The sequence below is a fragment of the Rhodococcus sp. NPDC059179 genome, assembly GCF_042754885.1.
Classification (GTDB): Bacteria; Actinomycetota; Actinomycetes; order Mycobacteriales; family Mycobacteriaceae; genus Rhodococcus_G.
Genome location: NZ_JBHZBV010000021.1, coordinates 1 through 18,615, shown reverse-complemented (window position 1 = coordinate 18,615; position 18,615 = coordinate 1). Strand labels below are relative to the sequence as shown.

20 protein-coding genes are annotated in these 18,615 nt (G+C 69.0%); 16 read left to right on the top strand and 4 right to left on the bottom strand.

Translation table 11 applies throughout. The features are described 5' to 3' along the window. Positions 1-91: 91 nt before the first annotated feature. The 7 genes from ACFXMV_RS22965 to ACFXMV_RS22935 all read left to right on the top strand — a co-directional run bounded on the left by ACFXMV_RS22965 (position 92) and on the right by ACFXMV_RS22935 (position 7,198). Positions 92-1,330 carry a PucR family transcriptional regulator gene (locus ACFXMV_RS22965; protein WP_378498573.1) on the top strand — a complete coding sequence of 413 codons (1,239 nt, stop codon included), beginning with the start codon at positions 92-94 and terminating at the stop codon, positions 1,328-1,330. 119 nt (positions 1,331-1,449) lie between these two features. Beyond that, positions 1,450-2,700 carry a cytochrome P450 gene (locus tag ACFXMV_RS22960; RefSeq protein WP_378498572.1) on the top strand — a complete coding sequence of 417 codons (1,251 nt, stop codon included), beginning with the start codon at positions 1,450-1,452 and terminating at the stop codon, positions 2,698-2,700. Between the two features lie 29 nt (positions 2,701-2,729). Beyond that, on the top strand, positions 2,730-4,022 hold the full coding sequence (locus tag ACFXMV_RS22955; protein ID WP_378498571.1) for an adenosylmethionine--8-amino-7-oxononanoate transaminase: 1,293 nt from the start codon (positions 2,730-2,732) through the stop codon (positions 4,020-4,022). A 26-nt stretch (positions 4,023-4,048) separates the two neighbouring features. Then, positions 4,049-4,672, top strand: coding sequence for a hypothetical protein (locus tag ACFXMV_RS22950; RefSeq protein ID WP_378498570.1), 624 nt, complete (start codon positions 4,049-4,051; stop codon positions 4,670-4,672). A 34-nt stretch (positions 4,673-4,706) separates the two neighbouring features. Beyond that, on the top strand, positions 4,707-5,846 hold the full coding sequence (locus ACFXMV_RS22945; RefSeq protein WP_378498569.1) for an 8-amino-7-oxononanoate synthase: 1,140 nt from the start codon (positions 4,707-4,709) through the stop codon (positions 5,844-5,846). Next, positions 5,843-6,526 carry a dethiobiotin synthase gene (gene bioD, locus ACFXMV_RS22940; protein WP_378498568.1) on the top strand — a complete coding sequence of 228 codons (684 nt, stop codon included), beginning with the start codon at positions 5,843-5,845 and terminating at the stop codon, positions 6,524-6,526. The genes ACFXMV_RS22945 and bioD overlap by 4 nt, the downstream gene beginning before the upstream one ends. A gap of 75 nt (positions 6,527-6,601) precedes the next feature. Then, complete coding sequence (locus tag ACFXMV_RS22935) at positions 6,602-7,198, top strand: dihydrofolate reductase family protein (protein WP_378498567.1); 597 nt, start codon at positions 6,602-6,604, stop codon at positions 7,196-7,198. 52 nt (positions 7,199-7,250) lie between these two features. On the opposite strand, the gene ACFXMV_RS22930 is transcribed toward ACFXMV_RS22935, so the two are convergent. Together ACFXMV_RS22930 and ACFXMV_RS22925 are read right to left on the bottom strand one after the other, a co-directional pair. Next, positions 7,251-7,811: a hypothetical protein gene (locus ACFXMV_RS22930; protein ID WP_378498566.1), complete on the bottom strand. Its 561-nt coding sequence runs from the start codon at positions 7,809-7,811 to the stop codon at positions 7,251-7,253. A gap of 93 nt (positions 7,812-7,904) precedes the next feature. Next, entirely contained in the window at positions 7,905-9,194 is a 1,290-nt protein-coding gene (locus tag ACFXMV_RS22925) for a cytochrome P450 (RefSeq protein WP_378498565.1), read from the bottom strand. A 138-nt stretch (positions 9,195-9,332) separates the two neighbouring features. Here ACFXMV_RS22925 and ACFXMV_RS22920 point away from each other — a divergent pair, with 138 nt between their 5' ends. The 5 genes from ACFXMV_RS22920 to ACFXMV_RS22900 are packed head-to-tail and all read left to right on the top strand — an operon-like array spanning position 9,333 to position 13,714. Next, complete coding sequence (locus tag ACFXMV_RS22920; RefSeq protein ID WP_378498564.1) at positions 9,333-9,617, top strand: hypothetical protein; 285 nt, start codon at positions 9,333-9,335, stop codon at positions 9,615-9,617. Further along, positions 9,614-10,432 (top strand): hypothetical protein, encoded by an 819-nt coding sequence (locus tag ACFXMV_RS22915; RefSeq protein WP_378498563.1) that lies wholly within the window; start codon positions 9,614-9,616, stop codon positions 10,430-10,432. The genes ACFXMV_RS22920 and ACFXMV_RS22915 overlap by 4 nt, the downstream gene beginning before the upstream one ends. Positions 10,433-10,450: 18 nt before the next feature. Beyond that, entirely contained in the window at positions 10,451-12,379 is a 1,929-nt protein-coding gene (locus ACFXMV_RS22910; RefSeq protein ID WP_378498562.1) for a fumarate reductase/succinate dehydrogenase flavoprotein subunit, read from the top strand. A 22-nt stretch (positions 12,380-12,401) separates the two neighbouring features. Continuing rightward, positions 12,402-13,154: a succinate dehydrogenase/fumarate reductase iron-sulfur subunit gene (locus tag ACFXMV_RS22905; RefSeq protein WP_378498561.1), complete on the top strand. Its 753-nt coding sequence runs from the start codon at positions 12,402-12,404 to the stop codon at positions 13,152-13,154. A 59-nt stretch (positions 13,155-13,213) separates the two neighbouring features. Then, positions 13,214-13,714 carry a nitroreductase family deazaflavin-dependent oxidoreductase gene (locus tag ACFXMV_RS22900; RefSeq protein ID WP_378498560.1) on the top strand — a complete coding sequence of 167 codons (501 nt, stop codon included), beginning with the start codon at positions 13,214-13,216 and terminating at the stop codon, positions 13,712-13,714. Positions 13,715-13,739: 25 nt separating this feature from the next. On the opposite strand, the gene ACFXMV_RS22895 is transcribed toward ACFXMV_RS22900, so the two are convergent. Beyond that, on the bottom strand, positions 13,740-14,861 hold the full coding sequence (locus ACFXMV_RS22895) for a lipase family protein (RefSeq protein ID WP_378498559.1): 1,122 nt from the start codon (positions 14,859-14,861) through the stop codon (positions 13,740-13,742). Positions 14,862-15,020: 159 nt separating this feature from the next. Here ACFXMV_RS22895 and ACFXMV_RS22890 point away from each other — a divergent pair, with 159 nt between their 5' ends. Continuing rightward, positions 15,021-15,974 carry a DUF808 domain-containing protein gene (locus ACFXMV_RS22890; RefSeq protein WP_378502965.1) on the top strand — a complete coding sequence of 318 codons (954 nt, stop codon included), beginning with the start codon at positions 15,021-15,023 and terminating at the stop codon, positions 15,972-15,974. A gap of 34 nt (positions 15,975-16,008) precedes the next feature. On the opposite strand, the gene ACFXMV_RS22885 is transcribed toward ACFXMV_RS22890, so the two are convergent. Then, the gene (locus ACFXMV_RS22885) at positions 16,009-16,596 is read right to left on the bottom strand and encodes a TetR/AcrR family transcriptional regulator C-terminal domain-containing protein (protein ID WP_378501997.1); all 588 of its coding nucleotides are present in this window, start codon (positions 16,594-16,596) and stop codon (positions 16,009-16,011) included. Between the two features lie 125 nt (positions 16,597-16,721). Here ACFXMV_RS22885 and bioB point away from each other — a divergent pair, with 125 nt between their 5' ends. From bioB to ACFXMV_RS22870, 3 genes are all read left to right on the top strand, one after another. Continuing rightward, positions 16,722-17,735 (top strand): biotin synthase BioB, encoded by a 1,014-nt coding sequence (bioB, locus tag ACFXMV_RS22880; protein ID WP_378501995.1) that lies wholly within the window; start codon positions 16,722-16,724, stop codon positions 17,733-17,735. A gap of 11 nt (positions 17,736-17,746) precedes the next feature. Continuing rightward, entirely contained in the window at positions 17,747-17,980 is a 234-nt protein-coding gene (locus ACFXMV_RS22875; protein ID WP_378501994.1) for a hypothetical protein, read from the top strand. A 53-nt stretch (positions 17,981-18,033) separates the two neighbouring features. After that, the coding region (locus ACFXMV_RS22870) for a DUF2567 domain-containing protein (RefSeq protein ID WP_378613222.1) at positions 18,034-18,615 on the top strand (582 nt) is incomplete at its 3' end.

Here is an 18,615-nt window from a genome sequence, read left to right as displayed (position 1 = left end):
ATATGTGCGGATCGCACAAGTCTTCCGCGGCCTTTTGGGTATTCATGCCATACGACATCCAGGGATTGTGCGATCTGCACACAATGGCCCAATGAGTTCGACGAATAGTCCGCTGTCGGCAGGTCGGTGGATGCGCGAGTACGTGAGCTCGACGTTCACCCGCGAGGACTTCGAGGGGTTCATCGACCGGCTCGACTCGTCGATCTGTTCGGACGTACCCGAGCTGGCGGCGGATGCGGAGCTTCAGCGGGACCTCAAGGCAGCCATCCGGAGCCAGTTTCGAGTCTTCCTCGGCGCCGAGATCCCGGTCGACGGCGCCCGCGTCGCGGTGACGGTCTCCGGTGAGGCGCACGCGCTCGCCCGGACCATTGCCCGCCGCGGCCTCGACCTGCGCGTGCTGTCCCAGTTCGACCACGCCTGCCACCGCGCCGTGCTCGGGTTCGCCACCGAGTTCGTGGCGCAGCAGGATCTCCCGAACGACTTCACGATGGCGTTGATGACGATGATGTGGGAGCAGACGAGTGAACTGATGAACACCCTGCTCGAGGAGCTCAGCGCGACGTACACCCGGGAACGCGAGAGCCTGCTGCGGGGCGCGTTCTCGCAGCGCGTCGGCACCGTTCGGGAGATCCTGGACGGCGGCCCGGTGGACGTCGCGCAGGCGTCCGCCCGGATGGCGTACCCGCTGCACCGGTCGCACACCGCCGTCGCCGTGTGGGCGGAGGACACCGCGCCGGGGGTCGACCCGGTCGCGGACCTCGAGGCGGTCGCCGCGCGGATGGCCAGGGCCGTCGCTGCCACCGACCTGCTCTGCGTACCGTCCGGGGCACGGGGGCTGTGGGCCTGGATGGTCGACGGGGACCGACTGGGCACCGATCCGCAGCACGCCGCGCTCGTCCCGGCCGGGATCCGTATCGCGGTCGGCGACGTCGGCGCCGGGATCGACGGATTCCGGCGCAGTCACCGCGAGGCGCAGGCCGCCCGATCGATCGCCGAGAACGGCCGGCAACGGCGGACCCTGACCCGCTATCGCGATGTCGAGGTCGTGTCCCTGGTGTCGCCCGATCCCGCCGCGCGCTCGGCGCTGATCGAACGCGAGCTGCGCGGAATGCTCGGCGGCGACGCCGCCTCGGAACGCCTGCGGGACACCGTCCGCGCGGTCCTGTCCTGCTGGGGAAATCACGAGGCGGCGGCCCGACGGTTAGGCGTGCACAAGAACACCGTCCGGTACCGGATCCAGCGCGTTGAGGCGGTCCTGGGCCGGGACCTGGCGACGAATCGCCTGCCGCTGGAACTGGCGTTGGAGTGCTTCGACACGTTCGGACGGTGAGATCGGGGTGTGCGAGTCGTACAACTCGCGACGATCGGGTTGGCGAAATCTGCCAAGCACAAGGTCTTTTCGATGTGTGACGCTCGTGGGGACATTCACCCGAGGGCGAGGAGACTGCAGTGCGCACACCGAACATCCCGGACGGTTTCGACCTCACCGATCCTGCCGTGTACGCGGACCGATTGCCCGCCGAGGAGTTCGCAGACCTGCGCCGGACCGCCCCGATCTGGTGGAACCCCCAGTCTCCGGACAAGGGCGGCTTCGGCGACGGAGGATACTGGGCGGTCACCAAACACGCTGACGTCAAGGAGGTCTCGCGCAACGGCGACGTCTTCTCCACCTGGCAGAACTCGGCGATCCCCAGGTTCGCCGATGACACCCCGCGCGAGACGATCGACATGATGCGGCACCTGCTGCTCAACAAGGATGCGCCCGAGCACACCAAGCTCAGGAAGTTGATCTCGCGGGCGTTCACGCCGCGGTCGATCGCCGACCTGCGACCGGCATTGAAGGCGCGCGCCGAGTCGATCGTGAAGGAGGCGGCGGCAGGCGGCACTGGCGACTTCGTCACGCAGGTGGCCGCAGAACTGCCGCTGCAGGCGATCGCCGAGCTGATCGGGATCCCGCAGGCGGATCGGGGCAAGATCTTCGACTGGTCGAATCAGATGATGGGGTACGACGATCCGGAGTTCGCGGAGGCGTCGGTCGCCGCCTCGGCGGAGCTGTTGGGGTACTCGTACGCGATGGCGGAGCAGCGCAAGCAGTGTCCGGCCGATGACCTGCTGACCACCCTCATCGAGGCGAATGTGGACGGTGAGTCACTCACCTCCGAGGAGTTCGGCTTCTTCGTGCTCATCCTCGCCGTCGCGGGCAACGAGACGACGCGCAACGCGATCACGCACGGGATCATGGCCTTCCTCGACCATCCGGATCAGTGGGAGTTGTACAAACGGGAGCGACCCGAGACCGCGGTCGACGAGATCATCCGCTGGGCGACGCCGGTGGTCGGCTTCCAGCGAACGGCGGTCAGCGACACCGTGCTCGGCGGTCAGGAGATCGCCGCGGGGGACCGGGTGGTGATGTTCTATGCCTCGGCGAACTTCGACGAGGAGGTCTATGGCAATCCGATGGACTTCGACATCACCCGGACCGAGAATCCGCACCTGAGCTTCGGCGGCACCGGCGCCCACTACTGCATCGGGGCGAACCTCGCGCGGATGGAGGTGGGGCTCATGTTCGATGCGATCGCGGACCACATGCCGGACCTGACCAGGCTCGCAGGCCCGCGGCGGCTGCGGTCCGGGTGGATCAACGGGATCAAGGAACTGCAGGTCGACTACCGGGGCGGGTGCCCGGTCCGGCACGGCTAGTCGGAAGGCGCTCGCTAGGGTCGCGTGTTGTGTCCCCTTCGAAGCTGACCGAAGATCAGATCTCCCGGATCGATGCCGAGCACCTCTGGCATCCGTATGGCGCGTTTCCGGCGTCCACCAGTGCTCTGGTGGTCGACAGTGCCAGCGGGATCCGGCTGACCCTCGCCGACGGCCGGGAGCTGATCGACGGGATGAGCTCCTGGTGGGCGGCCGTGCACGGGTACTGCCATCCCGTGCTCGACGCCGCCGCGACCGCGCAGCTCGGGCGGATGAGTCACGTCATGTTCGGCGGGCTCACCCACGAGCCGGCCGCCCGGCTGGCCGAGTTGCTGGTCGAGATCACCCCCGCCGGGCTGGACAAGGTGTTCCTCGCCGACTCGGGTTCGGTGTCGGTGGAGGTCGCCGTGAAGATGTGCATCCAGTACTGGCGCAGCCTCGGCAGGCCGGACAAGAAGCACCTGCTGACCTGGCGCGGTGGCTACCACGGCGACACCTTCGCCCCGATGAGCGTCTGCGACCCGGACGGCGGCATGCACTCGCTGTGGACGGACGTGCTGGCCAGGCAGGTGTTCGCGCCGGTCCCGCCGAGCGAGTTCGACCCGGCGTACGTCGCGGAGTTCGAGCGGATCCTGATCGAGCATCGGGACGAGCTGGCCGCGATCATCGTCGAGCCCGTCGTGCAGGGTGCGGGCGGCATGCGCTTCCACGATCCGCGGTACCTGACCGAGCTGCGCCGCCTCGCCGACGAGCACGAGCTGCTGCTGGTGTTCGACGAGATCGCCACCGGCTTCGGCCGGACCGGGGAGCTGTTCGCGGCCGATCATGCCGGTGTCGCTCCCGACATCATGTGCGTCGGCAAGGCGTTGACCGGCGGATACATGACGCTCGCCGCCGCGCTGTGCACCACGGCGGTCGCGGCGGCGATCAGCGCGGGGGAGGCGGGTGGCCTGATGCACGGCCCGACGTTCATGGCGAACCCGCTCGCCTGCGCGGTGGCCGTGGCCGCGGTGGAGCTGCTGATCTCGCGGGACTGGCGCGGCGAGGTGGCCGCGCTGGGCGCCGGGTTGACGGCCGGGCTGGCCCCCGCGCGGGAGTTGCCCGGGGTGGCGGACGTGCGGGTGCTCGGCGGGATCGGGGTGATCGAGATGAAGGCGCCGGTCGACATGCGGATCGCGACGGACGCGGCGGTGGCGGCGGGGGTGTGGCTGCGGCCCTTCGGGAAGCTGATCTACGCGATGCCGCCGTACATCTGCACCGGCGAGGAGGTCGCGGCGATTGCGGCGGGGATGGTGGCGGCCGCGCGCAGTCAGCGGTCGAGGTGACCGAAGGCCGAAGGCTCGACACGGCTGTGACGGTGCTGTTGGCGGCGGTGGGAGTGGTGGCCGGACTCGTCGCGGCGACGGCGTGGCACGTCGCGGCGCCGTCGGGCGTTCAAGCGTCGCTGGGCCCGGTCTCTGCGAGCTATGCCCCGTCGCGCCCGGGTTGGTGGCCGAGTCTGCTGGTCCTGCCCGCCGTCGGCGCAGGTCTCGGGTTGGTGATCGGAGCGCTCGTAATCGGGAAGCGGTGGCGGCTGCGGCGCGCTCCGGGGTCGTCGCTTGTGCCGCTGGCGGTGCTTCTGGTCGCGTTGGCGGTTGTATCGGGAGGCGCCTTCGCTGCCGCGTGGTCCGTGTGGCCGCCGCCCGACACCTACGCGGTCGCCCGCGAATTCCAGGAACTCGACGATCGGTTGTCGGCCCCAGGGGCGAGTGAAGAGCACTGCCGTCGTCCGAACGTCGTGTGTGTGATGGTCCAGGGAACCGCCGATTCGGAACTTCACCCCGGGACCCTGGTCGAGCCGCCCTTTCGGGTGCCGATCGGCAATCCGTGGCTGACGTTTCCGCTGCTGTCGATGGTCGGCGCCGCGAGCGCGGGTTTCGTGGTGGGGAGGGCCGGTGGTCGGCTGGTGCGTCCCTCGGCCAGCGCCACTACTTGAACGCCGTTCAAGTAGTGGCGTATGGTGCGGAGTCGTGGGACACGATGACGTACTGAGCTGGCTGGATGACGTCGCCGAGCAGCGGCGCGCCGCAGGCCTGCGCCGTGAGCTACGGCCGCGCACGCCTGCCCCGGCGACGATCGACCTGGCCTCCAACGACTACCTCGGCCTGGTCCGGCACCCCGAGGTGATCGACGGCGCGACCGCGGCGCTGCGCCGCTGGGGCGCGGGCGCGACCGGATCGCGTCTGGTCACCGGGACCACCACCGAACACGAACTGCTCGAGCGGGAACTGGCCGAGTTCGTCGGCGCCGAGTCCGGCCTGGTGTTCTCCTCCGGCTACACGGCCAACCTCGGCGTCGTCACCGCGCTGTCGGGCAAGGGCTCGGTGGTCATCTCCGACGCGGGCAGTCACGCCTCCCTGGTCGACGCGTGCCGGCTCTCGCGAGCCCGGGTCGAGGTGGCCCCGCACGGCGACCTGGACCGGCTCCGCGACGCCCTCGCGACCCGGACCGAGGAGCGCGCGCTGGTGCTCACCGACTCGGTGTTCAGTGCCGACGGCGACCTGGCCCCGCTGCGCGAGATGCACCGGCTCTGCCGCGAGCACGGCGCGGTGCTGATCGTGGACGAGGCGCACGCCATCGGGGTGCGCGGGGACGGCGGCCGCGGCCTGGTCCACGAACTCGGCCTGGCGGGCGAGCCGGACCTGGTGGTGACCGCGACGCTGTCGAAGTCGCTCGCCAGCCAGGGCGGGGTGGTGCTCGGCGCCGAGAAGGTGCGGGCCCATCTCATCGACGCCGCAAGAACTTTCATCTTCGACACCGGCCTCGCGCCCGCCGCGGTCGGCGCGGCCAGGGCCGCGCTCGGGGTGCTGCGCCGCGAGCCCGAGCGGGCGACCGCGGTGCTCGACCGGGCGCGCGACCTGGCCCGCATCACCGCCGTCGCCACACCCGAGTCGGCGGTGGTGTCGGTGGTGCTCGGCGACGCGCAGCGCGCGTTCGACGCCGCGCGGGCCTGCCGCGAACGGGGCCTGCAGGTCGGCTGCTTCCGTCCGCCGTCGGTGCCGGAGGGCACCTCGCGGCTGCGGCTGACCGCGCGCGCGACGATCACGCCCGACGAGCTCGCAGTCATCGAGGACGTGCTGACCGATGTCCTCGCGGGGGCACCGGCGTGAGCATGCTGCTCATCAGCGGGACCTCGACGGATGTCGGCAAGACAGTGGTCACCGCGGCGCTCGCGTCGACGGCGTTGTCGGCCGGCCGCACGGTCGCCGTGTGCAAGCCCGCGCAGACCGGCGTCGGAGCCGACGAACCGGGGGATCTGGCCGAGGTGCAACGACTTTCGGGTGTGGTCGATGTGCTGGAGCTGGCCCGCTACCCGGAGCCGCTCGCCCCCGACACCGCAGCACGCCGGGCCGGGATGGCCCAGCTGGAATGTGCGGACGTGGTGGCCGCTGCCCTGGCCCTCGACGCCACCCACGACCTGACCCTGGTCGAGGGGGCAGGCGGCCTACTGGTCCGGCTCGGGGCGAACGGCTTCACCCTCGTCGATGTGGCGCGCGAGCTCGGGGCCCCGGTGCTGGTGATCGCCGCCGCGGGGCTCGGCACCCTGAACCACAGCGCGCTGACGGTGCGCTCGCTGGAATCCGCCGGGGTGCCGTGCGTGGGGCTGGTCATCGGTTCGTGGCCATCGGAGCCCGACCTCGCTGCGCGGTGCAACCTCGAGGAGCTCGCCGAGGTCACCGGGGTGCCGCTGCTCGGATCCGTTCCGGCCGGGTCGGCCGCGCTCGACCGCGAGGCGTTCGCAATCGCGGCACCTGGGTGGTTCGACACCACGTTGGCCGATCTCATCTGAGCGCTTCCGGTCTCGACCTATCCTGACCGTGGTGATGGTTCGAGGGCATGACGAGCATCATGAGGAGACGGCGCGATGGGCGAGCTGCACGTCAACATGATCGTCACGCTCGACGGCGTCATCCCGGCCAACGGCGGCCCCACCGAGCAGGACGGGGATTTCGAGTACGCCGGCTGGGAGCGTCCGTTCTGGGGTTCAGGGTCCGGCGAACAGCTGGATGCGGACGCGCAGGCCTGCGACGCGCTGCTGCTGGGTCGCACGACGTACGACATCTTCCGCAGCTACTGGCCGAGCGCTCCCAGCGAGATCGGGATCGGGCGGTCCTTCAACCGGGTCCCCAAGTACGTCGCGTCCCGCGGCACGCCAGAACTGTCCTGGGATGCCAGCACCCAGATCGCCGACGTGCCCGCCGAGGTCCGTGACCTGCGCGCGCGGCATCAGCAGATCCACACGTGGGGCAGCGCGAACCTGCTGCAGACCCTGTTCCGCGAGGCCCTGGTCGACCGAGTGAACCTGTGGATGTGCCCGGTTGTGCTCGGGCAGGGTAAGAAGCTTTTTCCTGAAGGCACAACGGCCACCCGGTTCGAGCAGGTCGAGCCGCCGAGGTCGTTTCCAGGAGGGGTGGTGCTGCTGCGCTACCGGTGCCTCGAGGGACCGCCGGAGACCGGGTAGCCGCCGCTGTAGTCGACGTCGAACCACTTCGTCGGGTCCTTCGCGGTGACCTTCAAGAGAACAGGGGTGCCAACCGAGGGTCGGCTGCCCACTGGTTTCCGAGGATCCCGTGTCCGCACCATAGCGCCAGCGCTGGGGCGGCGGGGCCCGACAAGCGGAGTGGCGCGGAGTTCTGGAACGCGAGCGTCACGGACCAGTTGGGAAGGTCTGGGTGGAACTCGGTGACCATGTTGAAGTCGAACCGAAGCCAGCCTTTAGGCGTGGTGTGGCAGAGGATTCCGTGGCTCGTGACGAGGAACGAGCTCCGCTGCATTTCCCGCCATGTCGTGGTGGCGTCGCGTTGAGCCGCGCGCTTGCGGGTTCCATTTACCATCGCGCCGACTGCGAGGGTGCTGAGGACGAACGCAGGGTGGCCCAGCGCGAACGTCGAGGTCCTGTTGTAGGTGCCGTCGCCGGCCCACAGTCGCGAATACTGGACGTCGCCTTGAACGATGGGGTGTTCGCCGTGTCCCATTACGAGACCGTGGACGGTCATCGTCGGCGGTGCTGCACCAGCCCGTAGCTCTTGTGCGCAGCCGACCGCATAGGTCCACCACTGGTTGCCCTGCTCCACGCGAGCGTCTTGCCAATCCGCGAGCCCCCTCGCCCTACTCCCCATGCCGTGAAGTTAGCACTGGCCTACGAACCGGCACCCATGAGCGCCAGATCAGTGCGTCACCGGGCAGCCGCCGCCGTAGCCGACGTCGAACCGCTTTATCCCGTTGAGCCAGCCGGACCGCAGTCGCTGCGGATCGCCGAGCCTGGTGATGTCCGGGATCCGGTCGGCCAAGGCGTTGAAGATCAGGTCGATCTCGAGCAGGGCGAGGCTGGCGCCGAGACAGTAGTGCGCACCCGATCCGCCGAAGCCCAGGTGCGGGTTGGGATCCCGGGTGATGTCGAATCTCGTCGGATCGTCGAACACGTCCTCGTCGAAGTTCGCGGATGCGTAGAACATCGCGACCCGGTCGCCCTTGCGGATCTGCTGGCCGCCGAGCACGGTGTCGGCCGTCGCGGTCCGCTGGAACGCGGTCACCGGGGTCGCCCATCGGACGATCTCGTCCGCGGTCGTGGCCGGTCGCTCGCGCTTGAACAACTCCCATTGATCCGGGTTCTCGAGGAACGCGATCATCCCGTGGGTGATGGCGTTGCGGGTGGTCTCGTTTCCCGCGACCGCCAGCAGGATCACGAAGAAGCCGAACTCCTCGGGGCTCAGCTCGTCGCCGTCGATGTCCGCCTGGATCAGGGTCGTCACGATGTCGTCGGCCGGGCAGCTGCGCCGCTCATCGGCCATGCGGTAGGCGTACGCGAGCACCTCCGAGGTGGCCACCAGCGGGTCAACGTCGTACTCGGGGTCGTCGGAGCCCGTCATCTCGTTCGACCAGTCGAACAGCTGTCGCCGGTCCTGCGGGGGCACGCCGATGAGTTCGGCGATCGCCTGCAGCGGCAGCTCGGAGGCGATCTGGGTGACGAAGTCGCCGCTGCCGGACTCCGCGGCCGCCGCGACGATCTGCTCGGCGCGGTCGGCGAGCTTCTGCCGGAGGTTCGCGATGGCGCGCGGGGTGAAGCCGCGGGCGACCAGCTTGCGCAGCGTGGTGTGTTCGGGTGCGTCCTTGTTCAGCATGATCAGCCGCTGCATCTCGAACGTCTCCTGGTCGATGTCGTCTTTCAGACGCACCAGGGCGCCGCCCAGCCAGCTGGAGAACAGTGCGCTGTCGCGGGAAACCTCCCGAATGTCGGCGTGCCGGGTGATCACCCAGTACCCCTCGTCGCGGAAGCCGCCCACTCCTGGCGGCTGCGGATTCCACCACACCGGACAGTGCTTGCGCAGCGCGGCGAACTCCGCGTGCGGCACTCCCGTGACGTACAGATCGGGGTCGGTGAAATCAAAGCCTGTGGGCAGGTCGAGCCCTGGGGGCTGAGCCTGCGGGGCGACCGGACGACCGGGCTGCGACGCCATGCGAAGACCTCTTCCCTCGTGTTCGGGCAGTCCGTTTCCCGCGCGGATCCGACGAAATGCACTGTCGGATGCGGGGGTCGTGGCCCTGCATATACCGTAGTGTGATAGCGATCACATCGCCGGGTCTCGGAGGTTCGAATGTCCACCACCGAAATGATGGAGCTGCAGCGCACGATCGGGCACCTGCGGCAGTGCGTCGGTTCGCTGCGCACGGTCTACGGCGACGCCGCCGCGGTCCGCAGGCTCGCAAACGATGTGGAGCGTCTTGGCATCGATGCGGGTGACCTCGACGAGTCGCCTCCCCGGATGACGCACGGCGGGCAGCACGAACGGGTCGTCGTGCCGGATACGCCATATGACCAGGCGCTCTGGCTGGGTGCCGACGACGAGGGCGTAGGCGGTCATCCACACGAGCGCCGGTGAGCGCGCCTGCCAGGCTGTCCGGCGGGGTCACCGGGCCGACGCGCGCGCGGATCTCCGCGCGCACCCTGCGGACCGACCGATGGTGGCTGCCTCCACTGTTGACGTCGCTGGGTCTGGCCGTCTTCGTTGTCTACGCGTCGATTCGGTCCTGGGTCCGCACCGCGTACTGGGTGGAGGAGTACCACTACCTGACGCCGTTCTACTCGCCGTGCCTGAGCGATTCGTGCGTGCCGGGGGCCAGTCACTTCGGCACGCCCATCGGCGAGCTCCCGATGTGGATCCCGCTCGGGTTCCTGGTGCTGCCGTTCCTGCTCGGCTTCCGGCTCACCTGCTACTACTACCGCAAGGCTTACTACCGCTCCGTCTGGTTCGCGCCTGCGGCGTGCGCGGTCGCCGAACCGCACGCGCGGTACACCGGTGAGACACGGCTACCGCTGATCCTGCAGAACCTGCACCGCTATTTCTTCTATGCGGCGCTGGTGGTCTCGCTGATCAACACCTACGACGCGATCGCCGCGTTTCACGGCAAGAGCGGCGGGTTCGGCTTCGGCCTCGGCAACATCGTGCTGCTGGTGAACGTGATCCTGCTGTGGGCGTACACCCTGTCCTGTCACTCGTGCAGACACGTCACCGGCGGCAGGCTCAAGCATTTCTCGGCGCACCCGGTCCGGTACCGGCTCTGGACTCTGGTCAGCAAGCTCAACACCCGGCACATGCAGCTCGCCTGGACGACGCTGGCGACGCTGATCATCACCGACTTCTACATCATGCTCGTCGCCAGCGGCACCATCTCCGACTTGCGCTTCTTCAACTGAAAACAAGGGGGACCGCCCGTGACCGAGGTCGAACGGCACACCTACGACGTCGTCGTGATCGGCGCGGGAGGCGCTGGCTTGCGCGCGGTGATCGAGGCCCGCGAACGCGGTCATTCGGTCGCGGTGGTCTGCAAGTCGCTGTTCGGCAAGGCGCACACCGTGATGGCGGAGGGCGGCTGCGCGGCGGCCATGGGCAACGCCAACTCCAAGGACTCCTGGCAGGCGCATTTCCAGGACACGATGCGTGGCGGCAAGTTCCTGAACAACTGGCGGATGGCCGAGCTGCACGCGCGTGAGGCACCCGACCGGGTCTGGGAACTGGAAACCTATGGCGCGCTGTTCGATCGGACCGAGGACGGCCGGATCAGTCAACGCAACTTCGGCGGCCACACCTATCCACGGTTGGCGCACGTCGGCGACCGCACCGGCCTCGAGATCATCCGCACCATGCAGCAGAAGATCGTCGCCCTGCAGCAGGAGGACTTCGCCGAGACCGGCGACTACGAGGCCCGGATCAAGGTGTTCGCGGAGTGCACGATCACGGAGCTGTGCAGGGACGACGGACGCATCGCCGGGGCGTTCGGGTACTGGCGCGAGTCGGGCAGGTTCATCCTGTTCGAGGCGCCAGCGATCGTGATGGCGACCGGCGGGATCGGCAAGTCCTTCAAGGTCACCTCGAACTCGTGGGAGTACACCGGCGACGGGCACGCCCTCGCGCTGCGCGCGGGCGCGAACCTGATCAACATGGAGTTCGTCCAGTTCCACCCGACGGGGATGGTGTGGCCGCCGAGCGTGAAGGGGATCCTGGTCACCGAGGGGGTGCGCGGCGACGGTGGGGTGCTGAAGAACTCCGAGGGGGAGCGGTTCATGTTCTCCTACATCCCGCCGGTCTTCAAAGGCCAGTACGCCGAGACCGAGCAGGAGGCGGACGGCTGGCTCACCGATCCGGACAACAATCGCCGCACCCCCGACCTGCTGCCGCGCGACGAGGTGGCCAGGGCCATCAACTCGGAGGTCAAGGCCGGGCGGTCGACGCCACACGGGGGCGTCTACCTCGACATCGCGTCGCGGATGCCAGCCGAGGAGATCGTGCGGCGGTTGCCGTCGATGCACCACCAGTTCAAGGAGCTCGCCGACGTCGACATCACCAAGGAGTCGATGGAGGTCGGGCCGACCTGTCACTACGTGATGGGCGGCATCGAGGTGGACCCCGACAGCGGATCGTCCAGCCTCCCCGGGCTGTTCGCGGCGGGGGAGTGTTCGGGCGGGATGCACGGGTCGAACCGGCTCGGCGGCAACTCGCTGTCGGACCTGTTGGTTTTCGGCCGCCGCGCGGGGCTCGGGGCGGCGGCCTACGTCGAGTCGCTCGAACGCAGGCCGGCCGTCGCCGAGGCCGACGTCACCGCGGCCGCGGCGATGGCGCTCGCGCCGTTCGACCCGCCCGCGGGCGGCGAGGTCGCGGAGAATCCGTACACGCTGCACACCGAGCTGCAGCAGGCGATGAACGACCTCGTCGGCATCATCCGGACGGACGGCGAGATCCGGCAGGCGCTGGCGAAGCTGGAGGAGATCAGGCGTCGGATCCCCGGCGTCACCGTGGAGGGGCACCGGCAGTTCAATCCGGGCTGGCACCTGGCGGTCGACCTGCGGAACATGCTGCTGGTCAGCGAATGTGTCGCCAAGGCGGCGCTGATGCGGACCGAGAGCCGCGGCGGGCACACCCGGGACGACCACCCGGCGATGGAGGCTCAGTGGCGCAGCACCCTGCTGGTCTGCAGCGTGGTCGGTGGCGCCGAATCCGCGGCGGGCACGGTGGTCCCCGACGTCACGGTCGTGCCGGAACCCCAGCAGGCAATGCGCGCGGACCTGTTGGCGCTCTTCGACTTCGGCGAGCTGTCCAAGTACTACACGGACGCCGAGCTCGCCGATCACCCCGGCTCGGCCTGAAATTCGGAAGGGAGGGCCTGTCATGAGCTACGACGCGAGTTTCAGGGTGTGGCGCGGTGACGCGGACGGCGGTGACCTGCAGGACTATTCGGTGCCGGTCAACGAGGGCGAGGTGGTCCTCGACATCATCCACCGGTTGCAGGCCACCCAGGTGCCGGATCTGGCGGTGCGCTGGAACTGCAAGGCGGGCAAGTGCGGATCGTGCTCGGCCGAGGTGAACGGCAGGCCCCGGCTGCTGTGCATGACCAGGATGTCCACCTTCACCCAGGACGAGGTCATCACCGTCACCCCGATGCGGACCTTCCCGGTGATCCGTGACCTGGTCACCGACGTATCGTTCAACTATCAGAAGGCGAGGGAGATCCCGTCTTTCACGCCGCCGCCCGGGCTGGCACCGGGGGAGTACCGGATGCAGCAGGTGGACGTGCAGCGGTCGCAGGAGTTCCGCAAGTGCATCGAGTGCTTCCTGTGTCAGAACACCTGTCACGTGGTGCGCGACCACGAGGAGAACAAGCAGGCCTTCGCCGGGCCGCGGTTCCTGATGCGGATCGCCGAGCTGGAGATGCACCCGCTCGATGTCGCCGACCGTCGCAACGCCGCACAGACCGAGCACGGACTCGGCCTGTGCAACATCACCAAGTGCTGCACCGAGGTGTGCCCGGAGAACATCCACATCACCGACAACGCGCTGATCCCGATGAAGGAACGCGTCGCCGACCGACGCTACGACCCCGTGGTGTGGCTGGGCAACAAGCTGTTCCGTCGCAAGACCTGAGCATCCCGCCTCAGCGTTCGACCTGGGATTTCGGGGACGTGGAGGCGTAGCCTGGATCCGTGCCGTTGCGTCCCGTCGACCCGGCCGCCGAGCACGGTCGGCGCTACCACCGCGTGGAGCGCTTCGCTCGTTCGCGCGCGGGGATCTGGTATGCACGTCACATCGCCTCCCGCGTTGATCCGTGGCTGCACAGGTTCACCCGCGGGTGGCTGAACCGTCCCTGGACGATACCGTCCGCCCCACTCGAAACCATCGGGGCAAGAACGGGTTCGGTTCGTGTGGTGCAGATCTGCTACTTCCATGACAGCTCGGGAGTGGTGGTTGTCGCCTCCAACTTCGGGGACAGCGCCCACCCGGGTTGGTACCACAACCTGCTGGCCCATCCGCAATGCAGGCTCGGGGGTGAGCGGTTCATCGCGTCCGAGGTGAGCGATCCCGACGAGTACGAGCGGCTCTTCTCCCTCGCCGTCCGGTTGTACGCCGGTTGGCGCGACTACCGCATTCGGACCGATGCGTTCGGGCGGCACATCCCGGTGTTGCGACTGACACCCGCTGCGTGAGGGTGGCTGCGGTGCGGCCGCGAGGTCACGACGCGAAGGCATTCCGGACGAAGTCGCCCGCCTCGGCCTCGGAGGCGAGCATCGTCTCGAGGTGCCCCTTCGGGTACGTCCGGAAAGTGAACCGCTGGTCGTTCGCGACCAGGTCGGAGGCCAGCTTGAACGTCAGTGGCGCAGGCACGATCGCGTCGAACAGGCCCTGCCCCAGGAAGACCGGCCGGTCGTAGCCGCGCAGCGGGACGGCGAGCATCTCCCGCAGCGCACCCAGGATCGGCGCGTCCAGTTGCCGGGAGAACAGCGCACCGATCGAGGTGGTCCCGATCGCGGCGGCGGCCTCTTCGTAGCAGAGCTGCTCGGCCTGCGCGAGGACCTCTCGGCCCCGTGCGCTGAGATAGGAGTCGACGTCGACATCCGTCCGTGTCGCGCGCAGTCCGGCCAGCACGTACGAGATGAACACGGTGGTGCCGGTCAGTGGCAGCGGCGGAAAGAGCGGACCGCCAAGCGGTGTGAGGTTCTCGATGTTCGACGGCACGCCAAGCGCGACGGTTCCGCGGTGGTCGAGTTCCGGGGCGTAGGCGGTGGCGATCGTCGCGGCCACCATCGCGGCCTGCCCGCCCTGCGACTGGCCGAGCGTCACCCAGCGGTTCGACAGGCTCGGCAGGGCCGCCCGTGCGGCCCGGACCATGTCGATCACGGCGTGCGCCTCCGACGTGCCGTCCAGGTACGGGTGCACTCCCTCCGTGCCGAGGCCGACGTAGTCCGTCGCGACGATCGCGTACCCCTGCGCCAGCCAGCGGCCCAGGTAGGGCCCGCCGATCCGGCCGGTCACCGTCGGCGCGCAGGCGTCCGCGATGCCGACGGCGCCATGCGCCCACGAGATCACCGGCCAGCCGCCCGGCGGGGGAGTGCCAGGCGGCGTGAACACCGCGCCGGTGCTGGTCGCCGGCCGGTCCTGCGGGCCAAGGGTCCGGTAGGTGACCGCGACGCCGGTCGCCGCGCCCGGGATCCAGGTGGCAGGCGGAAGTGGGGAGGAGGTGGTGACGGTGCCGGGTCGATCGCTCGCGGGTGCTGCGAGGGCAGGGACAGCGGGGATGGTGGCGACGATCAGGGCCGTCGCCAGCACGGCGGTCGCTGCGATTCGCGCGAACATACAGACAATTGTGAACCGACGGCACGGTCCTGGACCGGATTTCGGCGGTGCGGGCCTGCGAATGCGGAATCGACACCACGGATTCGGTACCGTTCGGTGTCGACCCGCGTGCGCGTCGCGTTCGACCTGTTCTGCACATCCGAATTCTGGAGGTTCCCCGTGGCCGGTGGTCTCGTCGCCCTGTTGGACGACGTCGCAGCGATCGCGAAAGTGGCCGCGGCGTCCATCGACGACATCGGGGCGGCGGCCGGTAAGGCCAGCATCAAGGCAGCGGGCGTGGTCGTCGACGACACCGCCGTCACGCCCCGCTATGTGCACGGGTTCTCCCCCGATCGCGAACTGCCGATGATCCGCAAGATCGCGATCGGGTCGATCCGCAACAAGCTGCTGATCATCCTGCCGGTGGCGATGCTCCTGAGCCAGTTCCTGCCGCAGGCACTGCCGTACCTGCTGATCGCAGGCGGTCTGTTCCTCTGCTACGAGGGTGCCGAGAAGGTCTACGAGGCAGTCTCCGGCGGCCACCACGGGGACCAGGCGGTGCCCGTTACGTTGAGCGGGCCCGAGCAGGAGAAGACTATGGTCGGCGGCGCCATCCGCACCGACCTGATCCTGTCCGCCGAGATCATGGTGATCTCGCTGTCCTCGGTCGAGGACGAACCGTTCCTGACCCGGCTGATGGTGCTCGTCGTCGTCGCGTTCCTCATCACCGCGCTGGTATACGGCGTGGTCGCCCTGATCGTGAAGATGGACGACGTGGGCCTGGCGCTCGCGCAACGTAAGTCGTCGTTCGGTCAGCGGATCGGCCGTGGGCTCGTGGCCGCGATGCCGAAGGTGATGGCGGTGCTCACCGTCGTCGGGATCGCCGCGATGCTGTGGGTCGGCGGCCACATCCTGCTCGTCAACGTCGGCGAGGCCGGATTCCACTGGCCTGCCGATCGCCTGCACGACGTCGAACACTGGTTCGGCGGCCTGATGCAGGGCGGCGTCGGCGGATTCCTGTCCTGGACGGCGGGGACCGTGGTGTCCGCACTGGTCGGGCTCGTCATGGGCGCGATCGTGGTGCTGATCGTGCACCTGATCCCGAAGCGGAAGAAGGCGACCTCCGCGCACTGACGCGCCGCGCCGACGCCGAGTGGCCTGCCCTGTGTCAGCGCCCGGCGTGCTCGCTCAGCCTGCTGCGGACGCCGTCCACGAACAGGCCAAGCCCGTACTCGAAGCGTGCCGTCCCGCTGGTGCTGTCGTAGAGGGGGGACGCATCCTCGGCCAGAGCGCCGTGGCTGTCCATCTGCATGCGGGACTGCTCGTCCATGGTCTGGCCGAGGATGTAGTACAGCAGGGTGTCGGCGGCGAAGGCGGCCTTGTCCGATGGCAGGCCGGCGTCCGCGCAGGCGCGCACAAGTGTGCCATGTGCGTCATTGGTCGCCAGTCTCGCGGCATAGGACGCAGACGCCAGTTCGGCCCCGTCTCGGTGTGCGAGCAGCGCGTCGCGAATCCGGTGCGCGAGAGCGTGCAGGCGCTCGTCCCAGCGGTCGGAATCCAGCGGCGCCGACACCCGGCCGAGCATCTCGTCGGTGATCGCGGCCAGCAGTGTCTGCTTGTTGGGGAAGTGCCAGTACAGCGCGCCCGGCTGGACGCCGAGTGAGGTGGCGAGCCTGCGCATGGTGAGGTCCCCGAGGCCGTACTCGTCGAGGATGGCGATCGCCCCATCGAGGACGTCACCGCGTCGCAGTTGCACTGTTGTCATCCCCTGAATCGTCGTGTGGCGTTTGACACCATTCCACCACGAACCTAACCTGAACGCCGTTCAACTTGCACGGTGTTCAAGTTCGAGACGCCGCGTCCAGCCCCCGAGGAGTTGCAGTGACCCAGGCCCCCGCCCGCACAGACATTCTCGCCGTCGCCAGGGAACAGGTCCTCGAGCGCGGCGAGGGCCTGACGCAGGAGCAGACGCTCGCCGTCCTGCAGCTGCCCGACGAGAACCTCGAGGAGCTGCTCGGCCTCGCCCACGACGTGCGGATGAAGTGGTGCGGCCCTGAGGTCGAGGTCGAGGGCATCATCAGCCTCAAGACCGGCGGCTGCCCCGAGGACTGCCACTTCTGCTCGCAGTCCGGCCTGTTCGCCTCCCCGGTGCGCGCCGCGTGGCTCGACATCCCGAGCCTGGTCGAGGCCGCCAAGCAGACCGCCAAGTCCGGCGCCACCGAGTTCTGCATCGTCGCCGCCGTCCGCGGACCGGACGAGAAGCTGCTCGCGCAGGTCGCGGCCGGTATCGAGGCGATCCGCAACGAGGTCGACATCCAGATCGCGTGCTCGCTCGGCATGCTCACCCAGGAGCAGGTCGACCAGCTCGCCGCGATGGGCGTGCACCGCTACAACCACAACCTCGAGACCTCCAAGTCGCACTTCCCGAACGTGGTCACCACGCACACCTGGGAGGAGCGCTGGGGCACTCTGAAGATGGTCCGCGAGGCCGGCATGGAGGTCTGCTGCGGCGGCATCCTCGGCATGGGGGAGACCCTCGAGCAGCGGGCCGAGTTCGCCGCGAACCTGGCCGAGCTCGACCCCGACGAGGTCCCGCTGAACTTCCTGAACCCGCGCCCGGGCACCCCGTTCGGCGACCTCGAGGTGTTGCCCGCCAGCGATGCGCTGCGCGCCGTCGCCGCGTTCCGGCTCGCGCTGCCGCGCACCATCCTCCGGTTCGCGGGCGGCCGCGAGATCACCCTCGGTGACCTCGGCGCCAAGCAGGGCATCCTCGGCGGAATCAACGCCGTCATCGTCGGGAACTACCTGACCACGCTGGGCCGCCCCGCGGAACAGGACCTCGACCTGCTCGGCGAGTTGCAGATGCCGATCAAGGTCCTCAACGACACCATCTAGGGTTGGATCCCGTGACCATCTCGTCAGAGCAGTCGACGCAGGAACGCTACAACCCGTACACCGGACTGCGCATCGTGCCCGGTCTCGAGGACCAGGTCCCCGCGGCCGCACAGCTCGGCCTGGAACCGCCGCGATTCTGTGAGGACTGCGGCAGGCGGATGATCGTGCAGATCAGCCCCGACGGCTGGTGGGCCAAGTGCTCCCGGCACGGGGTCATCGACTCCAGCTACCTCGGCCAGCGCTGACCGTGGCGATCGACCGGTCGGAGATCCGTGCCGCAGCCCGCATCGTGGTGGCCGTGGTCGCTGCCAGCGCGCTCGCGGGCGTCGGCTGGGGGCTCCTGGTGCCCGCACAGCACTTCCTCGTGGTCTCGGACGGCCAAGCGGCATCGCTGACCTCCGAGAGCGGGCACCAGTTCGACGCGGTCGCGCTGTTCCTGTGTGCGGGACTGACGGCGGGCGTGCTCACCGCGTCGGCGGCCTGGGCGTGGCGTTCGGTGCGCGGACCCGTCGCGCTGGCCGGACTGCTGATCGGATCCGTCGCGGGTGCCGCCGCCGCGGCGGTGATCGGCCTCGGCGTCGCGGGACTGCGGTTCCCCGACGTGCCCGACGCGGTCGCCGGGCAGATCGTTCCGGTCTCGCCTGGCCTTGGCACCGCGATGGTGCTCATCCTGCAGCCGCTGGTGGCCGCCTTCGTGTACCTGGTGCTCGCGTCGATGAGTCCGCGCGACGACCTCGGTGTCGGCGCCGCCCCCGCCGAGAGTGCACCTGTCGACAGCTATCCAGGGGTGAAGTCAAGCAGTCAGGGCAACATCTCCTGCGATGAGGGCGCGGAGCCGATCGGCGGGGGTGTCGTAGTCGAGGGTGGGACGCGGCCGGGT

What these genes read in the sequence shown, in the direction of transcription:
- ACFXMV_RS22965 (WP_378498573.1), top strand. Translation starts at nt 92, where the DNA reads ATGAGTTCGACGAATAGTCCGCTGTCGGCAGGTCGGTGGATGCGCGAG.
- ACFXMV_RS22935 (WP_378498567.1), top strand. Translation starts at nt 6,602, where the DNA reads ATGGGCGAGCTGCACGTCAACATGATCGTCACGCTCGACGGCGTCATC.
- ACFXMV_RS22925 (WP_378498565.1), bottom strand. Translation starts at nt 9,194, where the DNA reads ATGGCGTCGCAGCCCGGTCGTCCGGTCGCCCCGCAGGCTCAGCCCCCA.
- ACFXMV_RS22920 (WP_378498564.1), top strand. Translation starts at nt 9,333, where the DNA reads ATGTCCACCACCGAAATGATGGAGCTGCAGCGCACGATCGGGCACCTG.
- ACFXMV_RS22905 (WP_378498561.1), top strand. Translation starts at nt 12,402, where the DNA reads ATGAGCTACGACGCGAGTTTCAGGGTGTGGCGCGGTGACGCGGACGGC.
- ACFXMV_RS22895 (WP_378498559.1), bottom strand. Translation starts at nt 14,861, where the DNA reads ATGTTCGCGCGAATCGCAGCGACCGCCGTGCTGGCGACGGCCCTGATC.